This window comes from Streptomyces sp. NPDC014870 (assembly GCF_043081505.1).
Taxonomy (GTDB): Bacteria; Actinomycetota; Actinomycetes; order Streptomycetales; family Streptomycetaceae; genus Streptomyces.
Window position 1 is genome coordinate 276,880 of record NZ_JBIBWQ010000011.1, and the last position, 18,047, is coordinate 294,926.

At 72.1% G+C, this 18,047-nt stretch carries 16 protein-coding genes; 8 read left to right on the forward strand and 8 right to left on the reverse strand.

Annotated features, from left to right (window positions below):
* Positions 1 to 100 precede the first annotated feature (100 nt).
* Positions 101 to 445, forward strand: coding sequence for a MerR family transcriptional regulator (locus ACF09C_RS29875; RefSeq protein WP_392095953.1), 345 nt, complete (start codon positions 101 to 103; stop codon positions 443 to 445).
* Here ACF09C_RS29875 and ACF09C_RS29880 read toward each other — a convergent pair.
* Positions 427 to 1,368, reverse strand: a complete 942-nt coding sequence (locus ACF09C_RS29880; protein ID WP_392095954.1) for an AraC family transcriptional regulator — start codon at positions 1,366 to 1,368, stop codon at positions 427 to 429. The genes ACF09C_RS29875 and ACF09C_RS29880 overlap by 19 nt on opposite strands.
* 101 nt (positions 1,369 to 1,469) lie before the next feature.
* On the opposite strand from ACF09C_RS29880, the gene ACF09C_RS29885 reads away from it, so the two are divergent.
* Positions 1,470 to 2,369 carry an MBL fold metallo-hydrolase gene (locus ACF09C_RS29885; RefSeq protein ID WP_392095955.1) on the forward strand — a complete coding sequence of 300 codons (900 nt, stop codon included), beginning with the start codon at positions 1,470 to 1,472 and terminating at the stop codon, positions 2,367 to 2,369.
* Here ACF09C_RS29885 and ACF09C_RS29890 read toward each other — a convergent pair.
* On the reverse strand, positions 2,366 to 5,503 hold the full coding sequence (locus tag ACF09C_RS29890; protein ID WP_392095956.1) for a glycoside hydrolase family 3 N-terminal domain-containing protein: 3,138 nt from the start codon (positions 5,501 to 5,503) through the stop codon (positions 2,366 to 2,368). The two genes, ACF09C_RS29885 and ACF09C_RS29890, sit on opposite strands and share 4 nt — an antisense overlap.
* Positions 5,504 to 5,600: 97 nt before the next feature.
* The gene (locus ACF09C_RS29895) at positions 5,601 to 6,584 is read right to left on the reverse strand and encodes a LacI family DNA-binding transcriptional regulator (protein WP_392095957.1); all 984 of its coding nucleotides are present in this window, start codon (positions 6,582 to 6,584) and stop codon (positions 5,601 to 5,603) included.
* A gap of 359 nt (positions 6,585 to 6,943) precedes the next feature.
* Here ACF09C_RS29895 and ACF09C_RS29900 point away from each other — a divergent pair, with 359 nt between their 5' ends.
* Positions 6,944 to 8,854, forward strand: a complete 1,911-nt coding sequence (locus tag ACF09C_RS29900; RefSeq protein ID WP_392095959.1) for a ricin-type beta-trefoil lectin domain protein — start codon at positions 6,944 to 6,946, stop codon at positions 8,852 to 8,854.
* An 86-nt stretch (positions 8,855 to 8,940) separates the two neighbouring features.
* On the opposite strand, the gene ACF09C_RS29905 is transcribed toward ACF09C_RS29900, so the two are convergent.
* Positions 8,941 to 9,606: a Tat pathway signal sequence domain protein gene (locus ACF09C_RS29905; RefSeq protein ID WP_392095961.1), complete on the reverse strand. Its 666-nt coding sequence runs from the start codon at positions 9,604 to 9,606 to the stop codon at positions 8,941 to 8,943.
* Between the two features lie 294 nt (positions 9,607 to 9,900).
* Between ACF09C_RS29905 and ACF09C_RS29910 the strand changes: the two genes are divergently transcribed.
* The 3 genes from ACF09C_RS29910 to ACF09C_RS29920 all read left to right on the forward strand — a co-directional run bounded on the left by ACF09C_RS29910 (position 9,901) and on the right by ACF09C_RS29920 (position 11,966).
* Positions 9,901 to 10,572 carry a TetR/AcrR family transcriptional regulator gene (locus ACF09C_RS29910; RefSeq protein WP_392095962.1) on the forward strand — a complete coding sequence of 224 codons (672 nt, stop codon included), beginning with the start codon at positions 9,901 to 9,903 and terminating at the stop codon, positions 10,570 to 10,572.
* 306 nt (positions 10,573 to 10,878) lie between these two features.
* A complete protein-coding gene (locus ACF09C_RS29915; RefSeq protein WP_392095964.1) occupies positions 10,879 to 11,547 on the forward strand; it encodes a DUF6230 family protein in 669 nt (222 codons plus the stop codon).
* A 2-nt stretch (positions 11,548 to 11,549) separates the two neighbouring features.
* A complete protein-coding gene (locus ACF09C_RS29920) occupies positions 11,550 to 11,966 on the forward strand; it encodes a DUF6114 domain-containing protein (protein ID WP_392095965.1) in 417 nt (138 codons plus the stop codon).
* A gap of 78 nt (positions 11,967 to 12,044) precedes the next feature.
* Here the strand turns inward: ACF09C_RS29920 and argG are convergent, their stop codons facing one another.
* The 3 genes from argG to ACF09C_RS29935 are packed head-to-tail and all read right to left on the reverse strand — an operon-like array spanning position 12,045 to position 15,400.
* A complete protein-coding gene (gene argG, locus ACF09C_RS29925) occupies positions 12,045 to 13,490 on the reverse strand; it encodes an argininosuccinate synthase (protein ID WP_362413424.1) in 1,446 nt (481 codons plus the stop codon).
* A 51-nt stretch (positions 13,491 to 13,541) separates the two neighbouring features.
* Complete coding sequence (locus tag ACF09C_RS29930) at positions 13,542 to 14,135, reverse strand: phosphatase PAP2 family protein (protein ID WP_392095967.1); 594 nt, start codon at positions 14,133 to 14,135, stop codon at positions 13,542 to 13,544.
* A complete protein-coding gene (locus tag ACF09C_RS29935) occupies positions 14,132 to 15,400 on the reverse strand; it encodes a diacylglycerol kinase family protein (protein WP_392095969.1) in 1,269 nt (422 codons plus the stop codon). Before ACF09C_RS29935 ends, ACF09C_RS29930 begins: the two co-directional genes overlap by 4 nt.
* Before the next feature lie 235 nt (positions 15,401 to 15,635).
* On the opposite strand from ACF09C_RS29935, the gene ACF09C_RS29940 reads away from it, so the two are divergent.
* Positions 15,636 to 16,142, forward strand: a complete 507-nt coding sequence (locus tag ACF09C_RS29940) for a MarR family winged helix-turn-helix transcriptional regulator (RefSeq protein ID WP_392095970.1) — start codon at positions 15,636 to 15,638, stop codon at positions 16,140 to 16,142.
* Positions 16,139 to 16,642, forward strand: a complete 504-nt coding sequence (locus ACF09C_RS29945) for a MarR family transcriptional regulator (protein ID WP_392095972.1) — start codon at positions 16,139 to 16,141, stop codon at positions 16,640 to 16,642. The genes ACF09C_RS29940 and ACF09C_RS29945 overlap by 4 nt, the downstream gene beginning before the upstream one ends.
* Here the strand turns inward: ACF09C_RS29945 and ACF09C_RS29950 are convergent.
* Positions 16,614 to 17,993 carry a glycerophosphodiester phosphodiesterase gene (locus ACF09C_RS29950; RefSeq protein ID WP_392095974.1) on the reverse strand — a complete coding sequence of 460 codons (1,380 nt, stop codon included), beginning with the start codon at positions 17,991 to 17,993 and terminating at the stop codon, positions 16,614 to 16,616. The genes ACF09C_RS29945 and ACF09C_RS29950 overlap by 29 nt on opposite strands.
* Between the last annotated feature and the right edge of the window lie 54 nt (positions 17,994 to 18,047).

Consider the following 18,047-nt stretch of genomic DNA (forward strand, 5'->3'; position numbering starts at 1 on the left):
GGCGGTCTCCTGTGGTGCGGTGCGGAATGTCCTTCCGGGAAGGGACGTTAAGCCTTCACACCGATGCGAAGGTCAAGCACGACATGAACGGGCAGGTCACATGCTGATCGGAGAACTGTCGAGACATACGGGCGTCAGCACGCGACTCCTGCGCTACTACGAGGAGCAAGGCCTGCTCGAAGCCGCCCGTGGTCCGAACGGCTACCGCACCTACTCCGACGACGCCGTGACCACCGTCCGGCAGGTCCGCGCCCTGCTGGGCGCGGGCCTGTCGACGGACGTGATCAGGGAGATCCTGCCCTGCGCCCGGGGCGAACTGCCCGAGTTCGACTGGTGCGTCGACGTCCGCGCGATCCTGGACCGCGAACTGGCCGCGGCCGACGTCCGCATCGAGGACCTCCGCCGAGGCCGCGAGGCCCTCGCGGGCTATCTGCCGAGCCCCTGATCCGCCCTACCGGCCGCCTCCCGCTGCCGGCGGCCGTCCCGGTACCGCCCCGGTGTCGTCCCGAACTCGCGGCTGAAGGCGTGCGACAGGGCGTACGGCGTCCCGTAGCCGACGCGGCGGGCGATCACGGCCAGGGAGTCCTCGGTGTCACGCAGCCGCGCGGCGGCCAGGGTCAGCCGCCACCAGGTGAGGTACGCCATCGGTGGCCGCCCGACCAGGGACCCGAACCGGCGCGCGAGCGTCGGCCGCGAGACGCCGGCCCGCTCGGCCAGTCGGTCGTTGGTCCACGCGGCGGCCGGGTCGGCGTGCAGTGCCCCCAGGGCCGCAGCCGTCACCGGGTCCCCGAGGACGGCCGGCCACGCCCCGCCGCCGTCCTGGGCCACCCAGGCCCTGATCATGTAGACGAGCAGCAGGTCGACGAGGCCCGGGACGGCGATCCCCGCCCCGGGCCGCTGCGCGTTCAGCTCGCCCCCCAACAGATCGATGGCCGACCGCAGTTCGGCCTGGTCGCCCACCCGGTTCGGCAGATGGACGACGGTCGGCAGCTCGGCGAGCAGCGGGTGGACGCGGCTGTGATCGAGACGGTACTTGCCGCACAACAGCTCCGTGGTGGGCGCTGACGAATCCGGTGGCCCGCCGCTCCAGGCGTCGAACGGCACCGCCCGCGCGACGGTCTCCGCGTCGGCGGGCGAGTCCGCGATCACATGCCCGGTCCCGTGCGGCAGGAGCACCACGTCACCGGCTCCCAGCGACACGGCCGAGCCGCCGTCCGGCAGCAGCCAGCAACCGCCCTCCAGCACCACGTGAAACCCGGCGCCGTCGTACGGCGCGAGGCGCGCACACCAACGCCCGCCCACCCGCACGCGGTTGGACGAAGCCCGCCCCGTGCGCACGGTCGCGATCGCATCGCTCACCACATCCATGGCCGTAGCGTATCCAGCGCCTCGTGGGTGAGACGATCACGTATCCAGTGGAGCGGCTCAGGCATTGAGCGGCTCAACCGCCGCTTCCTAAAGTCGACGCCATGGACACCGCACCGAACACGCAGCGCATGACGCTGGGAGACGTCGAGGTCATCCGGGTCGTCGAATGGCAGGGTGCCTTCGCACCCGCCCGGGGGCTGGTCCCGGACGTCGAACCCGACCTGTGGCGCGCCCACGCGCAGTGGCTGGCGCCCGACCACTGGGATCCGCACACGGACCACGCCGTGATGGCGCTCCAGACCTGGGTCCTCCGCAGCGCCGGACGCACCGTCCTCGTCGACACCGGCGTGGGCGACGGCCGCGAACGGCCCGGCACACCGTTCCACCACTGGCGGGGAGACTTCCTCGGCGCACTCGGGCGGGCCGGTATCCGCCCCGAGGACGTCGACGTCGTCGTCAACACCCACATCCACGCCGACCACGTCGGCTGGAACACGACCCGGACCGACGGCGAGTGGGTCCCGACCTTCCGGCACGCCCAGTACCTCGTCCCCGCGGCCGACGACGCCTTCTTCGGTCCCGGAAACACCGAGGGGCGCGGACGGCAGGAGCACGACCGGCTCGTGTACGAGGACAGCGTCGCGCCCGTCCACCGAGCCGGCCAGTCGCTGCTCTGGGACGGCGCGCACCGCATCGACGAGCACCTCACCCTGGAGTCCGCGCCCGGCCACACGCCCGGCTCCGCCGTACTGCGGCTGGCCTCGGGAGGCGAGCGCGCGGTCTTCGTCGGAGATCTCCTGCACAGCCCCGTGCAGCTCCTGCGGACCTCGTGCAACAGCTGCTTCTGCCTGGACGCGGCGGCGGCCGTCACCAGCCGCCGCCGCGTCCTCGAACGAGCGGCCGACGAACGGGAACTCGTCGTCCCCGCCCACTTCGGCGGCACCGGCATCGCGGACGTACGCCGCGAGGCCGGCACCCTCACCGTCGCCCGGTGGCCCTAGGGCGCGCTGGGCGGCGTCGCCGCCGCGTAAGCGGTCCGCAGCTTCGCCACGGCGCCCGCCAGGTCCCCGGTGAGCAGCAGGTGGTCCGCCTCGGCGAACGGCTTCGCCGTCGCCTCCGTGACGTTCCCGCCGATCCTCTGCTGGACGATCACGCGGGCCCGCGCCACCAGCTCACGGCCCTCCGCCGACGTACCGCGCCCGAGCGCCTGCAGGACCCTGGCCGCGACGCCGATGGCCCGCAGAGCCGGGTCCCCGCCGGCCGGGGCCGGGGTGAGTGTGGTCAGACCCCAGCCGTACGGGAACTGCGGATCGTAGGCCGCGTCCCCGACGTTCACCGGCAGCTGCTCCGCCGACTTCGGCCAGGTGACCGGCAGCTGCCCGGTGAACGGACGGGCGCCGTACAGCACGTCGGCGACCCCGTCGCCCTCCGTGCCCGGCAGCCACGACGCGACGAGCGCGTCGATCGCGCCCAGTCGGTCGCCGATGAGCTGCGGGCGCCCGGACACCACCAGGACGACGCACTTCATCGCGGCGCAGACCTTGTCGACAGCGGCCTTGTCGGCGGCGGTGAGCTCCAGGTCGTGTCCGTTGCCCACGTCGCCGATGCCCTCCGCGTACGGAGTCTCGCCGACGACGACCACACCGACGTCGTGCCCGTCCAGGGCGGCCGAGGCGTCCTTGGAGTACGTGATGTCCGCGTCCGGCGCCGCCTTCCGCATGCCCTCCAGGATCGTCGTCCCCGTGGTCGTCCGGCCCGACGAACCCTGCCAGCTGATGGTCCAGCCGCCCGCCTGGTTGCCGAGGTCATCGGCGTTGGACCCGGCGACGTACACCTTCCGGTCCTTCTTCAGCGGCAGCAGGCCGCCCTCGTTCTTCAGCAGCACCTGGGACTTGGCGACCGCCTCGCGCGCCACCGCGCGGTGCGCGGGCGAGCCGACCTCGGCCAGGTGGGAGGTGTCCGCGTAGGGCCGCTCGAACAGGCCGAGGCGGAACTTCTGCGTCAGGATCCGCGCGACCGCGTCGTCGATCCGCGCCTGGCCGATCCGACCGGCCGTCACCTCGTCCTTCAAGGTCCGCGTGAACCCCTGGTAGTTCGTCGGCACCATGATCATGTCGAGCCCGGCGTTGACGGAGGTCCGTACATCGCTCGGGTAGTCCCCGGGGATCTGGTCGATCGCCTGCCAGTCGCTGATCACGAACCCCTCGAAGCCCATGCGCTCCTTCAGGACGCCGTTGATCATCTCCGCGTTGGCGTGCATCTTCACCGGCCCCTGGTCGTCGCCGATGACGTCCAGCGAGGAGTACGACGGCATGACCGTGCCCGCCCCGCGCTTCACCGCCTCGGCGAACGGCGCGAGGTGCACCGCCTCCAGCTCCTCCCGGGTGACCTTCGTGACGCCCTGGTCGATCGTGTACGAGCCGGTCGTCGACGAGCCGAACTCCGTCCCGCCGTCGCCCACGAAGTGCTTGGCACTGGTCAGCACCTTGTCGGCCCGGTCCAGGTCCCGGCCGTCCGACGCGCCCTGCATCCCGTTGATCACGGTCTCCATCGCGGTCACCAGGGCGGGGTCCTCGCCGAACGCCTCGTAGGAGCGCCCCCAGCGCTCGTCGCGCGTGACGCAGAGGCACGGCGCGAAGTCCCACGGGATGCCGGTCGCCCGCACCTCCTTCGCGGTCACGGCGCCCGTCCGCTCGGCGAGCTTCGGATCACGCGCCGCGCCGATGCCGATGTTGTGCGGCATGATCGTCGAGCCGACGACGTTGTTGTGGCCGTGGACCGCGTCCACCCCGTAGATCAGCGGGATCTGGAAGCGCGTGGCCTGCGCCCGCAGCTGGTAGCCGTCGATCATCTTCGCCCACGCGGCCGGCGTGTTGGGGGAGGGAACCGACCCGCCGCCGGAGAGCAGCGAACCGAGGTCGTAGGCGGCGATGTCGCCCGGCGACCGCAGCGCGTTGCGTTCGGCCTGCGTCATCTGACCGGCCTTCTCCGCGAGCGACATCCGCCCGAGCAGGTCCGCCACCCGCTTCTTCACCGGGAGCTTCGCGTTCAGATACGGCAGCCCGTGCGCGTTCACGACGACCACCGGCTGCTCCGCCGGGGCCTTGGCACCCGTGACGCCCAGGGTGAGCGGGATCGTCTCGGCCGATTCGGCGGAACGGTCCTTCTTAGTCGCCACGGCGATCGACCGGCTCGTACCCGAGGCCGTGCCGGCCGGGAACGTCACGGAGCCGCTCACCGGCGCGTAGTCCGCGCCGGACTCGGCGCTGCCGCCCGTGCCGTCGGTCGTGTACGTGACGGTGACGGGCTCGGCGAGCGGGGTCGACCCCGTCGTGGCGACCGACACCTTCACCTCGGCGGTGCCGCCCTCGTCGACCGGGTGCACGGCGGCGTCGGTGACGACCTTGGTGTTCAGGGCCGGCTCGGCCGTCCCGTACAGCTCGACGCTGTCCATGGCGAACGCGCCCGGTGAGCCGGGCGGCAGCGTGAGCGCGTACCCCCACATCTCGTTCAGGCCGAGCACCTGGTCGATACCGCCGACCGGCTGGTAGTCGGCGCGGTACTGGAACTCGGAGAACGGGATCTCGACGAGGTGCCAGCCCTCCCAGTCGTCCGTGAACGAGGTGGTCCACAGCTCGGACGCCTCGCCGTTCGCTCCGCCGTCCTTGATCTCGAAGTTCAGCCGCCTGCCGGAACCGGGCGGCAGGGGAGCGGTGTTCTGGCCGTACCACCAGAAGCGGATGCCCTTGTGCGCGGTCCAGTCGTGGGCGGGCTTGTCGAACGCGAAGTCGTGGCTGAACCCGCCCCAGCCGCTGATGTCGTAGTCGCCTTCGAGGACCTTCCCGCCCTCGGGCGCGTCACCCCGCTCGGCGATCCGCAGCTTCGGCGGGTCGTCCGCGTCACTGCCCCAGGTGAAGATGCCCTCCGCGGGCGGTCCTGCGAACGGGATCTCCCCCTCGAAACGGTCGACGGCCACCGGAGCGGGCGCGTTCGCGGGCTCCTCGGCTGCGGCGCTCGGCAGGGTCGCTCCGGAGAGGAGGGTGCCGAGCAGAGCGGCGACGGCGATCACCGCCGTTGTTCGTGGCATTGCGGCTCCTTGTACGGGACAGAGGGACGTACGGGTACCGGGTGGCATGCGGCAAGGCGCGGCGGGATACGGAGTCACGGGGCGTCCGGAGGGAGGACCGGAGCGGGGGCGGGGACGGCGACGGGGACGGAGCGGCCGGTCCGGGTCATCCGCCGCCGGGCGCGGAGCGCCGCACGACGAGTTCGGTGGGCAGCACCACCGGTTCACGGGGGATCGGCTCGCCGCCGAGCCCGGCCAGGAGCATCCGCGCGGCGGTCTCGCCCATCCGGCGCATGGGCTGGCGGACGGTGGTCAGCGGGGGTTCGGTGTGCCGGGCCATGGGAATGTCGTCGAAGCCGACGACGGCCACGTCGTCGGGGACGCTCCGCCCGGCCTCGCGCAGCGCGCCGAGCACACCTGCCGCGATCAGGTCGTTGTGCGCGAAGACGGCGTCGAAGTCGCGGCCTTCGGCGAGTGCCCGCCGTACGGCCGAGCGACCGGTGTCCTCGGTGAACTCGCCCTCCACGACGAGCTCGGTCGCCAGGACGTCGCGGAACCCTTCGAGCCGTTCGCGTACGCAGCCGAAGTCGCGACGACCGGTGACGACCAGCGGACGCGTACGGCCCGAGGCGAGCAGATGGCGTGCGGCGGCCTCGCCACCGGCGCGATTGGTCGTGGCGACCGACGGGAACGCGGGATGCCGGCCGCGGTCGTCGATGAGCACGACGGGCAGGCCGCGCCGGTGCATCGCCGCGATCGTGTCGAGCGTGTTCTCCGGTTCGACGACGAGGAGGCCGTCGAAGGCACGGGCGGACACCTGACCGGCGAAATGCCGGACGGAGTCGGCTCCCCGGTTGCACGTGAAGAGCAGCAGCCCGTACCCGGCCGCCTCGACGGTGTCGACGACACCCTGGAGCACCTCGCCCATCCACGGCCAGGTGAGCGACGGTGTCAGCATGCCGATCGTCCGGCTGGAGCCGCGCGCCAGACCGACAGCCCCCGAGCTGGGGACATAGCCCAGCACATCGATCACTTCACGAACGCGGGCGGCGGTCGCCGAGTCCACCTCCGCCCCCGTGTTCAGGACCCGGGACACCGTCGTCTTGCTGACACCCGCCTGACGTGCGACGTCGGCGATCGTGACACGCATCGGGGCCTCCGGGTCGAGGGGACTGACATCGCTGTCGGTACCGCTTCCGGAACCGGTTCCGACGCGGTGCGGCGAGTCAACCGCCACCCCGCCGCGCCGTCAAGAGTTCACGCCGTGAACGCCTCGATCTCCCCGGTGGCGGCCTCAACCCGGCCCAAGCGTTCAGGATATGAATGCGCGACACCTTGACGACGGACCCGAAGACCAGTTCACTCTCGACGCGAACCGGCCCCACGCGTCCTCGTCCCGCACGGCCTCGTCCCCTACGGCCTCGCCTGTCCCCACGGGCTCGCCCGTCCCCACGCCCGCCGGACCTGACGCCCGGGCTTCCCCCACACGCCGCCGAGAAGGGCACCCACATGCTCCGTTCGACGCATCGCCGCACCTCCCGAAGGCCCCACGACCGTCTGCTGAGAACCCTCCTCGCCGGCGCGCTCGCCGCGTCGGGCCTCACGGGCCTGGCCGGCCTCACCGGTCTCTCCGCCGGCACCGCGCACGCCGCGGGCGAGCAGGTGAACGTCTGGCTGACCACCACCGACGACGCGGGCGGCCGCCACGTCACGCGCGGTCTCCAGCCGCAGACCCCGCTCGCCTTCCAGAGCGGCAACGGCGGCGCGGGCACCACGCTCACCGTCGACGAGAACACCCGCTATCAGACCTTCACCGGCGGTGGCGCCTCGTTCACCGACACCGCCGCCTGGCTGATGAAGGGCTCCGGTGCGCTGTCCCAGGAGACCCGGGACGCGACGATGCGCAAGCTGTTCTCACCCACCGAGGGCATCGGTCTCTCCTTCGTCCGCAACCCCATGGGCGGCTCGGACCTGGCCCGCTTCGGCTACACCTACAACGACCTGCCGGCCGGTCAGACCGACCCCACCCTCGCGCGCTTCTCCCTCGCCCACGACCTGCAGGACGTCCTGCCGCTCACCAAGCAGGCCAAGCAGCTGAACCCGGCGCTCACCCTCGTCGCCTCGCCCTGGACCGCCCCCGCCTGGATGAAGGACAGCGGACAGCTGAACGGCGGCTGGCTGAAGGCCGAGAACTACGGCACGTACGCCGACTACTTCGTCAAGTACCTCCAGGGCTGGCGCGACCAGGGCGTCCCGGTCGACTACGTCACCGCCCAGAACGAGCCGACCTGCTGCTCCGGCTACCCGTCGATGAGCTGGAACGCCTCCGGACTCGCCTACTTCACCAAGAGCGAGCTGCTGCCGGGGCTCCAGTCCGCCGGCCTGTCCACCAAGGTCCTCGCCCACGACTGGAACTGGGACACGTACGACGCGTACGCCGCCCAGACGGTGGACGACCCCGCCGTCCGCAGCCACCCGAACTTCGGCGGCGTCGCCTGGCACGGCTACGGTGGCGACATCGCCAAGCAGACCCAGATCCACGACCGCTACCCGCAGCTGGACGCCTTCCAGACCGAGCACTCCGGTGGCACGTGGATCGCCAACCAGCAGCGCGAAGACATGATGAACATCATCGACTACACCAGGAACTGGGCGAAGTCGGTCACCAAGTGGTCCCTCGCGGTCGATCAGAACCGGGGCCCGCACAACGGCGGTTGCGGTGTCTGTGACGGCCTGATCACCGTCCACAACGGCGACTCCCGGCACGGCCAGGTCGACTACACGATCGAGTACTACACGATGGGCCACCTCACGAAGTTCGTCCGGCCGGGTGCCCACCGGATCGCCTCGACCGCCGCCTCCGACGTCCCGAACGTCGCCTGGCGCAACCCCGACGGCTCGAAGGCCCTCATCGCCTACAACGACGCGACGACCCCGCGCCAGATGACCGTGAACTGGGGCGCGAGCCACTACACGTACACGCTCCCCGGCAAGACCTCCGCCACCTTCACCTGGGCGGGCGCCCAGTCCGCCGGCCAGACCCTGGTCGGTCTCGGCGGCGCCTGCCTCGACGTCGCGGGCGGTTCCTCCGCCGACGGCACGCCCGTCCAGCTCTACCAGTGCAACGGCTCGGCGGCCCAGAACTGGACCCTCCACCCCGACGGCACGGTCCGCGCCCTCGGCAAGTGCCTGGACGTGACCGGGGGTTCGACGGCGGACGGGGCCAAGGTCCAGCTCTACACCTGCAACGGCACCGGCGCCCAACGCTGGCGCCACGAACCGGCAGCCGCCGACCTCGTGAACACCGCCGCCGACAAGTGCCTGGACGCCACGGCCCACTCCTCGGCCAACGGCACCCGCGCCCAGATCTGGGCCTGCACGGGAGCGGCGAACCAGAAGTGGTACCCGACCACCCGATAGCGGCCCTTTCGTAACCGTCCGGGAGCGCGTGACCTGCGCTCCCGGACGGACCTGTCTGCCGTGCGTGGCGGGCGGGCCGCCGGCCGTCAGTTGACGAACACCGGGGCGCCGCCCTGGGTCGAGTCCGACACCGGGGCGTACTTGGCCGTGAAGAAGCCGTTGGCGGGGCAGGTGGCCGGCCCGCTGGCCTTCGTGAACTGCTGGTTGGCGAAGGCGAGCGAGTTGTCCGCGTTGGACGGGGTCGCCGTCAGACCGCCTGCCCGGTAGACGCAGGTCGTCAGCCCCAGGATCGTGTTGATCTTCAGGGTGGTCTGGATCGGTCCCGCGCTCCCCGCGGTCACGGTCAGCGAGCCGCCCGAGGTGACGGCCGTCGTGTACGGGAGGTTGTTGACCGTGATGCTCTGCACGCCGGTCGCGCCCGGGATGTTGGTCGTACAGCTGCTCAGGGTGTGCGCGTTGAGCGTCTCGGTCGCGGTGCCCGGCGCCGCCGGGTTGCCGGTGACCGTCGCGTTGAAGGCCGAGGAGTTGCAGGTGATGCCGCTGCTGCCACCGGACGTGGTGGCGATCTTCGCCGTACTGCCCGAGGCGAGGGAGGCGACGAGGACGTCGCCGACCGCGACGGCCGGGCCGCTCGGGCTGCCGGTCGTCAGGACCTCGCCCGCGGCGGCGGCCGTGGCGGTGGCCGGGTGGGTGACGGCCAGGACGGCGGCGACGGCGGCTCCTAAGGAGGCCAAGAAGACACGCTTGTTCATGGTGGGGGTTCCTTTCGTCCCAGGGTGGGGGTGCTCGAAGAGAGCAGGACGGAGCGAAGGGGGGATCCTGGGTCGGGCCGATCCGGCGCCACGGATCGGCCCAGCGGTGTCGCGGGAGGCGACGAGAGCGTGATACACGATGTGCGGTGCGGTGGTGCCGCGTGTGTGCGGTGCACGGTGCGCGGGTGCGGAATCCGGGCCCGTCGCCGACCGCACACACGAGAGGAAAACCCATCAGGGTTGTAAACCTGTCGAGTATGTGACGTCAACAGCCCCGAGGGGATGTGGCCGGTGATGGGCGCTCGTCCGACCGAGGAGTGGCAGGCGCTGCCCGGCGCCCGCACGGGCCGCGACCCGGAGCGTTCCCTGCGCCCCGGCCCCCGTCGGCTGACCCCGGAGCAGGTCGCTTCGCGGCAGCGCGAGCGGCTGCTCGACGGGGTGGCCCGGATGGTCGCGGCGCACGGCTACGGCGGTGCCCGGATCAGCGACATCTGCCGGGCCGCCGGAGTGACCCGCCCGGTGTTCTACGCCCTGTTCACGGGCAAGGAGGACGCGGTCCTCGCCGCGTACCGGAGCGGTACGCAGCTGGTCGTACGGGCCATGGAACGGGCCTACGCGGAGGCGGGCGGAGCGGAGTCGTGGCCGTCGGCCGTGCGGGCGGGGCTGCGGACGATGCTGGCCCTCCTCGCGCAGACCCCCGCGTTCGCGCGGATGGTGGTGGAGATCGAGTCGGCGGGCCCCGCGGGGCGCTGCGCCCGCGCCGAACTTCTGGCCAGTTTCCGCCGGTTCTTCGTGCAGGCCCCGCCCGCGCCGCCGGGAGTGGCGCGCGAGGAGCTCGTGGACACCGTCGTCGGCGCCGTCCACGCGGCGGTCCACCGAGCGGTGGACGAGGACCGGACGGACCGCCTCCCTCTCCTGCTCGACACGCTCGTCCATGTCGTGGTGTCCCCGTTCAGGGCGCCGTGAGCACCCCCTGAGCACCGACTGAGCCGCCCTTGAGCCAGCCCTTGGACAGCCCCTGAGCAGTCCCCGAGCAGCCCCTGGGGCGTCCCTGTGCGGCCACGATCCGATCGATCAACGCCCTTGTTTCGCACGCTAGTTGACTGGGCGGTAACGACGGGTCTACGGTCCAGGCGGTTCCCTGCCACGCGGCCGCCTCCGCACGAGTACGCGAGGAAGACCCGGGCGGGCAGGGGAGACCCGCACACCGCCGTCCGCGCCAGGACACCGCCGCCACAAGGTCTGATTCCTCACGCCTGTCAGGAGCGCCTCATGGCACCGTCCGAAGAGCCCACCCCCACCTCCTCCTTATCCGAGGCGGCCTCACCCGCGACCGAGCAGCCCGGCCGCAGAGGCCGCGTCCGCTTCCGCCGCGCGGGACTGATGGCCCTCCCCGCCTGCGCGATCGCCGGCACCCTCGTGGTGCTGACCGCCCAGGGCGCGCTCGCCGCCCAGTTCGCGATCTCCGGCATGCCGTTCACCGTCAAGGCCGACACCCTCAAGGGCACCGGCTTCGGCCAGTTCGGGGGGATGGACACCATGCCCGAGGGCAGCCCCAACGCCGGGGACACCGGCGGTCAGGTCCTGGTCATCGTCACCGCCATCCGCCAGGCCGAGCTCACCAACCTCTGCCAGAGCGTGGAACTCGGCGGCACCCACCTGCGCATCACGGCCGGCAACAGGGGAACCCCCGTCAAGGCCGCCGGCCTGACCACGGACTCCACGGAGATCTCCGGCAAGGTCGCCGCGTTCGACAACATCGAGATCGGCGGCGACGCCAGCACCTTCGACAAGCCCCCGATCAAGGGGCCGCTCGGCTCCTTCGGCCAGCAGGCCGATACGGTCACGATCACCGACGTGTACCAGAAGAACTACGCCACCACGGCGACCCGTTTCACCCTGCCCGACCTGCATATGAGCTTCGCGTCGGAGGGCTGCTGACCATGGCACCGCCGGCCACCGACGGCGGTCGTCGTCCCTGGCGGGCCTTCGCCCGATGGCGACACCGCCGCCCGTTCGCCCCGGGCCTGATGGTCCTGCTCGGCGGCGTCGAGATCCTCCTCACCCAACGGGCGAGCGTCACCGTGATCCTCACGGCGGGGGCGGACAGCCTGGCCGGCTACGTGCTCCCGGTCATCATGATCGTCTGCGGGGCGCTCATCGTCCTCAACCCGCGCCAGCGCCTCTTCTACGCGATCGTCGGCGTCCTGGCCTCGCTCGCCACCTGGGTCACCTCGAACCTCGGCGGCTTCTTCATCGGCATGCTCCTCGGCCTCGTCGGCAGCTCGCTCGCCTTCGGCTGGCTACCGGACCAGCCGCCGCGCCGCCGGCTGCGGGCGCTCCGCCGAAAACGGGCCTGACGCGCCGAGGGCGCCGCCGTCGGCACCGATCGGTGCCGACGGCAGCGCCCGTCGACGATGCCCCGGAGGCGTGTCCGCTCAGTCGGTGCCGGACTCCATCGCGGCGCGGTCGAGCAGCTCGTCCTCGGCCGAGACCTCGCCACGCGAGGCGATCGCCTCGGCGCCGCCGTGCGGCATCGTGCCGATCAGCCCGGTCGCGGCGGCCTGGGCCGCGCCGATCGCCGGGTTGGCGGTGCCGATGAGGCCGAGGTCCGCGTACTGCTCCAGCTTGGCCCGCGAGTCGGCGATGTCGAGGTTGCGCATCGTCAGCTGACCGATCCGGTCGACCGGACCGAACGCGGAGTCCTCGGTGCGCTCCATCGACAGCTTGTCCGGGTGGTAACTGAACGCCGGGCCCGTGGTGTCGAGGATCGAGTAGTCCTCGCCGCGCCGCAGCCGCAGGGTCACCTCACCTGTGACGGCCGCGCCGACCCAGCGCTGCAGCGACTCGCGGATCATCAGCGCCTGCGGGTCGAGCCAGCGGCCCTCGTACATCAGCCGGCCGAGCCTGCGGCCCTCGCTGTGGTACTGGGCGAGCGTGTCCTCGTTGTGGATGGCGTTGACAAGACGCTCGTACGCCGCGTGCAGCAGCGCCATGCCGGGCGCCTCGTAGATCCCGCGGCTCTTCGCCTCGATGATCCGGTTCTCGATCTGGTCGGACATGCCCATGCCGTGGCGCCCGCCGATGGCGTTCGCCTCCATCACGAGGGCGACGGGGGAGGGGAACTCCTTGCCGTTGATGGTCACAGGACGGCCCTGGTCGAACCCGATCGTCACGTCCTCCGTGGCGATCTCGACCGACGGGTCCCAGAACCGCACACCCATGATCGGCTGCACGGTCTCCACGCCCGTGTCGAGGTGCTCCAGGATCTTCGCCTCGTGGGTGGCGCCCCAGATGTTGGCGTCGGTGGAGTAGGCCTTCTCGGTGCTGTCCCGGTAGGGCAGGCCGTGGGCGAGCAGCCACTCGGACATCTCGGTACGGCCGCCGAGCTCGGTCACGAAGTCCGCGTCGAGCCAGGGCTTGTAGATCCGCAGGTGCGGGTTGGCGAGCAGCCCGTACCGGTAGAACCGCTCGATGTCGTTGCCCTTGAACGTCGATCCGTCGCCCCAGATCTGGACGTCGTCCTCCAGCATCGCCCGCACCAGGAGCGTGCCCGTGACGGCGCGGCCGAGCGGCGTGGTGTTGAAGTACGCGCGACCGCCCGAGCGGATGTGGAACGCCCCGCAGGTGAGCGCGGCCAGGCCCTCCTCGACCAGCGCGGCGCGGCAGTCGACCAGCCGGGCGATCTCGGCGCCGTACGTCTTGGCGCGACCGGGCACGGAGGCGATGTCGGGCTCGTCGTACTGGCCGATGTCGGCAGTGTAGGTGCACGGGACGGCGCCCTTGTCGCGCATCCACGCGACCGCGACCGAGGTGTCGAGTCCGCCGGAGAAGGCGATTCCGACGCGCTCGCCGGAAGGAAGGGAGGTGAGGACCTTAGACATAGAAAGAGTATGCATCAGAACGCATGACCATGCAAAGTGCTTGGGTCATGGTCATGAGGCCGATCGGGTCGCCCGTACCCCGGCCAGGGCGAGGACAGCGGTGGCGGACGTGGCTCCGAGGACGGCCCCGGCCAGGACGTCGCCCGGATAGTGCACGCCGGTGTGGATGCGGGAGTACCCGACGGCGCAGGCCAGCGCGGTGAGGGGCAGCGCGGCCGGCGGCAGGACGGCGCTCACGGTCGTGGCGAAGGCGACGGCGGAGGCCGTGTGCCCGGAGGGGAAGGAGGCGGAGGTGGGCATCGTTACGTGACGGTCCACGATCACCCGCGCCGCTTCCCGGTCCGGCCGGGGCCGGCGCACGAGACGCTTGCCGAGCAGGTTCGCGGTGGCCGAGGCCATCGCGATCGCGCCGACGCCCAGGGCGGCGGCGCGCCGGGGCCGGCCCGGGAAGAGGGCCAGCGCGGCGGCCACGCCGAAGGAGATCTTGGAATGGTCGGCCGCGTGTGACAGCCTCCGCAGGCCACGGTCGAGGGTGGGCGTGGGCGTCGCGGCGACGGCGGCGTAGAGGGCGCCGTCGACCGCCCGGAGGTCGCTGAGGACGGCTGCGATCCCGCCGGGCTCGTCCTCGTGCGGAGTGTTCGTCATCGCCCGGCCCTCTCTCGGAAGGCCAGCGTGACGATGCGCCGCCAGTCGACGGCGGGCGCGGCGGGTGGCGCTCCCGGGCGGTCGCGAGGCACCCGTACGCGCAGTGCGTGCGGGCGGATGGTGCAGGTCACGGGCGTCGGCAGCGTGAGCGCCTCGCCGTCGACGGCGACCGGCACGGTGTCGCCGCCGCCCCCTGTCACGTCGACCCGGTGCGCGGTCATGACGTGCAGGCTGTCCGACCCCGACCCGCGCAGCGCGAGGTCGGCGGCCCCGGCCGCACCCTCGACGCGGACACCGATGACACCGAGTTCGCCCCGGTCGAGCCGGAGGCGGCGGCCGGTGAACGGGTCGGGCCGCGTGTAGGGGTTGTTGCTGACGAGCAGCGCCTGCTGGGACGGAAGGAAGGTCCCGTCGACGGTGGCGTCGAGGCGTGGCCCGCTCTCGTGGAGGAGGTCGGGCATGGCGTCGAGCGCCGTCTCGGCCTTGGCGTCGCGGTACTCGGGGCGCTGTACCACCTGCGCGTACACCCCGAACGACACGGTGTTGACGAACGCCCGCCCGTTGACGTCCCCGAGATCGACCCGGAGCTCCTCGCCGTCGGTGAGGGCGCTCAGGCTGACAGAGGGATCGTCACGGTCGAGCCCCAGGTCCATGGCGAAGTGGTTCCGGGTGCCCGCGGGGACGACGAGGAACGGCAGATCGTGCTGGACGGCGACCGCGGCGACCTCCGCCTGCGTACCGTCGCCACCGGCGACGCCCAGCAGGTCGGCCCCCTCGGAGACGGCCCGGCGGGCCAGGTCGAGGACCTGGTCGCTGCCGGAGGGGTCGAGGACGATCACGCGCGCCCCGAGCCGCTCGGCCCGCTCGACGAGTTCGAACCGGCCGACCTTGCCGCCGCCGGAGTTGGGGTTCATCAGGATCACAGGGCGGCGGGGAGTCGGCCGGGGCTCGGCGCGCACGAGCTGGCCGGCCTGGTGCGAGGGCCGCAGTGCCATCCGCCCGCAGCCCAGGGCCACCAGCCACAGGGCGAGGACGACGAGAGCGATCACCCAGAGCCCGCTGTGCACGTAGAACAGGAGCAGGCCGACGGGCGCGCCGACCATGAGGAGCGCTCCGAGCCACCGCAGCGGCCCGCGCCGGGCCACCAGCCACCAGACGCCCACGGCGGAGACGACGAGCCCCGCGAGCCCGCTGACCAGGACTGCCGCCCCGCCTTCGCCGAACGCCACCAGCACCACGGCGACGGCGGCCAGAACCGCGAGCACGGCCCCTCGCGCCCACAGCCGGGACCCTCTGCCGCTATGCGTACGCCCACCACTCACGTTGTCCGTCGTCATGCTCCACGTCTAACCGGCCACCGAGGCCTTTATGCGCAGGGTCGTCCCGCCCACCTTTCCCACAGACGTGCCGTGGCGGCGCCCGGAGGGGCCCGTCCGGGTGAGCGGTCCGACCGCCCGAAAATAGTAGCCATGGCGATAGTGGCCATGTACTGTATCTGGCATGAGCAAGGCATCACCGGGTCCCACGCCCGGCTTCCTGGTATGGCGGCTCGCCAACAAATGGCGCGTCGCGGTCGACCGCGCACTGGCTCCGCTGGGCCTCACCCACGCGCAGTACGTGCTCGTCGCCTCGCTGTACGGCATGCAGCGCACCGGCGAACGGCCAAGCCAGCGCCGACTCGCCGACCACACCGGCCTGGAGGCGCTGTACGTCTCGAAGCTGGCGCGCGCCCTGGAGTCGGCCGGTCTGATCGAGCGCGCCCGCGACCCCCGCGACCCGCGCGCCGTCCAGCTCGCCCTCACCGAGGACGGCCGGACCGTCGCACAGAAGGCCATCGTCCTGGTCCAGGACCTGCTGCAGATCCTGCTCGAACCGCTCGGCGGGCTCGACGCCCCCAGGACCCACACGTTCACAGCCGAGCTCACGGCCCTGCTCGACGCACCGCTCGCGCCACCCGTACCGAAGGCCCCACCGAACGACGAGAACCCGGAGAGGCACGCACCATGACCACCACGGCATCCACCGCCACCCCGACCGCCGGTACCGCCGCGGACGCCCGCGCCCTCGGCCTGGCCCACTACGCCGCTCGCGGCGTCCTGGAGCACGTCCTGGCCCTGCACGGCGTCACGTTCCCGCAGCAGATCGCCCTGCGCGCCGCCGTCACCGCCGACGCGCCGCAGACCCCCGAGGCCCTGGTCGCCCAGGTCGTCGCCTCGGTCAAGTCCACCCCGGCCGACACCCGCGCCACCCTCGACGAACTTCTCGCCCAGGGCCTGCTCGTCGTCGACGGCCCGCACCTGCGCCCCACGGACGACGGACGCGAACTGCTCGCCACCGTGGCCGCGCAGACCGCCCCGATCTCCGCCCGCATCTGGGCCGACATCCCCACCGAAGACCTGCTCGCCGCCGGTCGCGTCCTCCGCCAGGTGACCGCACGCGCGAACGCGGAACTGGCGGCGCTGACGTCACCTCCGGCACCTACCGGCCCGACGAGCCCCGCCCACTGAGCCACCCGGAGAACTCCCCGGCCCGGTTGGTGATGACCCCGTCCACGCCGTAGCCGTCGTACCGGTCCCACCGCTCGGCCGTGTCCACCGTCCACACCCACACGCCGAGGCCCGCGGCGTGCAGTTCGTCCACGACGCCGGGCCGGGCCTCCAGGGCCACGCCACTGGGGTTGTACAGCGAAAGACCCAACTCCCGGCTCACGGCCACCGGGTCGGCGTCCAGCTTGTCGCGCAGCAGACCGAGCGGAACCTCGGGGGCCAGCGCGCGCACCCAGCGCAGATGCCGCGGGTCGAAGCTCTGGACCACGACCCGACCGGTCATCTGCTCCGCCTTCACGACGTCGATCACCGCGGCGACGTCCTCGACGCTGTCGGCCTGCTTGATCTCCAGGAGCAGGCTGCCACCGCGGGTCCGTAGATCGGCCAACTGCTCGGCGAGCGTGGGAACCCGTGCTCCGGCGTAGACCGGCGCGCGCCAGGACCCCGCGTCGAGCCCACGAAGCTGCGCGGCAGTCAGCTCGGAGACCCTTCCCACGCCGTCGGTCGTGCGGTCCACGGTCGGGTCGTGCATCAGAAAGGGCACGCGGTCACGACTCAGGCGAACGTCGTTCTCGATGAACACCGCGCCGGAACGCCGCCCCACCTCCTGGGCGAGCAGGGTGTTCTCAGGGGCGACCGCGGACGCCCCCCGGTGCGCCACGACCGTCATCGGGGCCGCGGCCGCACGCTGGAACGCGGACGCGCTCACCCGGGTGACCCGCACGTCGTCGAACGACACGGTCCCGCCCCCCACCGCGAGCGCGACCCCACCACCGGCCCCGGAACGGCCGGTCACCAAGACCTGGCGATCGTCGAGGAACCACACCGCCCGCGGCCCCCGAGCCTCGACCCGTACGCGGACCTCCCCGTCCGCGGCCCGTACGAACGGAACGGGCGCCGCCGCCCCGCCTTCCTCCCCGAACGAGACACCGTCGGCGCCGACCCGCACGACCCCGACGGACCCCGGCTCGCGCCCGGAAGCGGGTACGTCGACGCCCAACCCGAACCAGCCCTTCGCGCCGTCCTCCCGCTCGATTCGGGCCCGGGCCTCGAACCGGAAGTCGGCCGAGCCGGCCCCGAAGGTCACCAGACCCTTCCCCGGCCCGGCATCGCCGACCAGCCGCCCCTCCGTGACCCGCCACGCGCCGCCGACCACCCGCCACTGCCCGGGCACCCCACCGGAGGAGAAGTCCTCCCGCACGACGTCCCCGGCGCCGTTCGACCGAGCGCCGCCGACATGGGCACCGCTCAGACAACTCAGAGCCACACACGAGCCCAGGACAACCACGGAACGAAAGAGGTCACGACGCATGCACGGAGGTTATCCGGCTCCCACGGGACCACCTTCCCCACCACGCTCGCACGG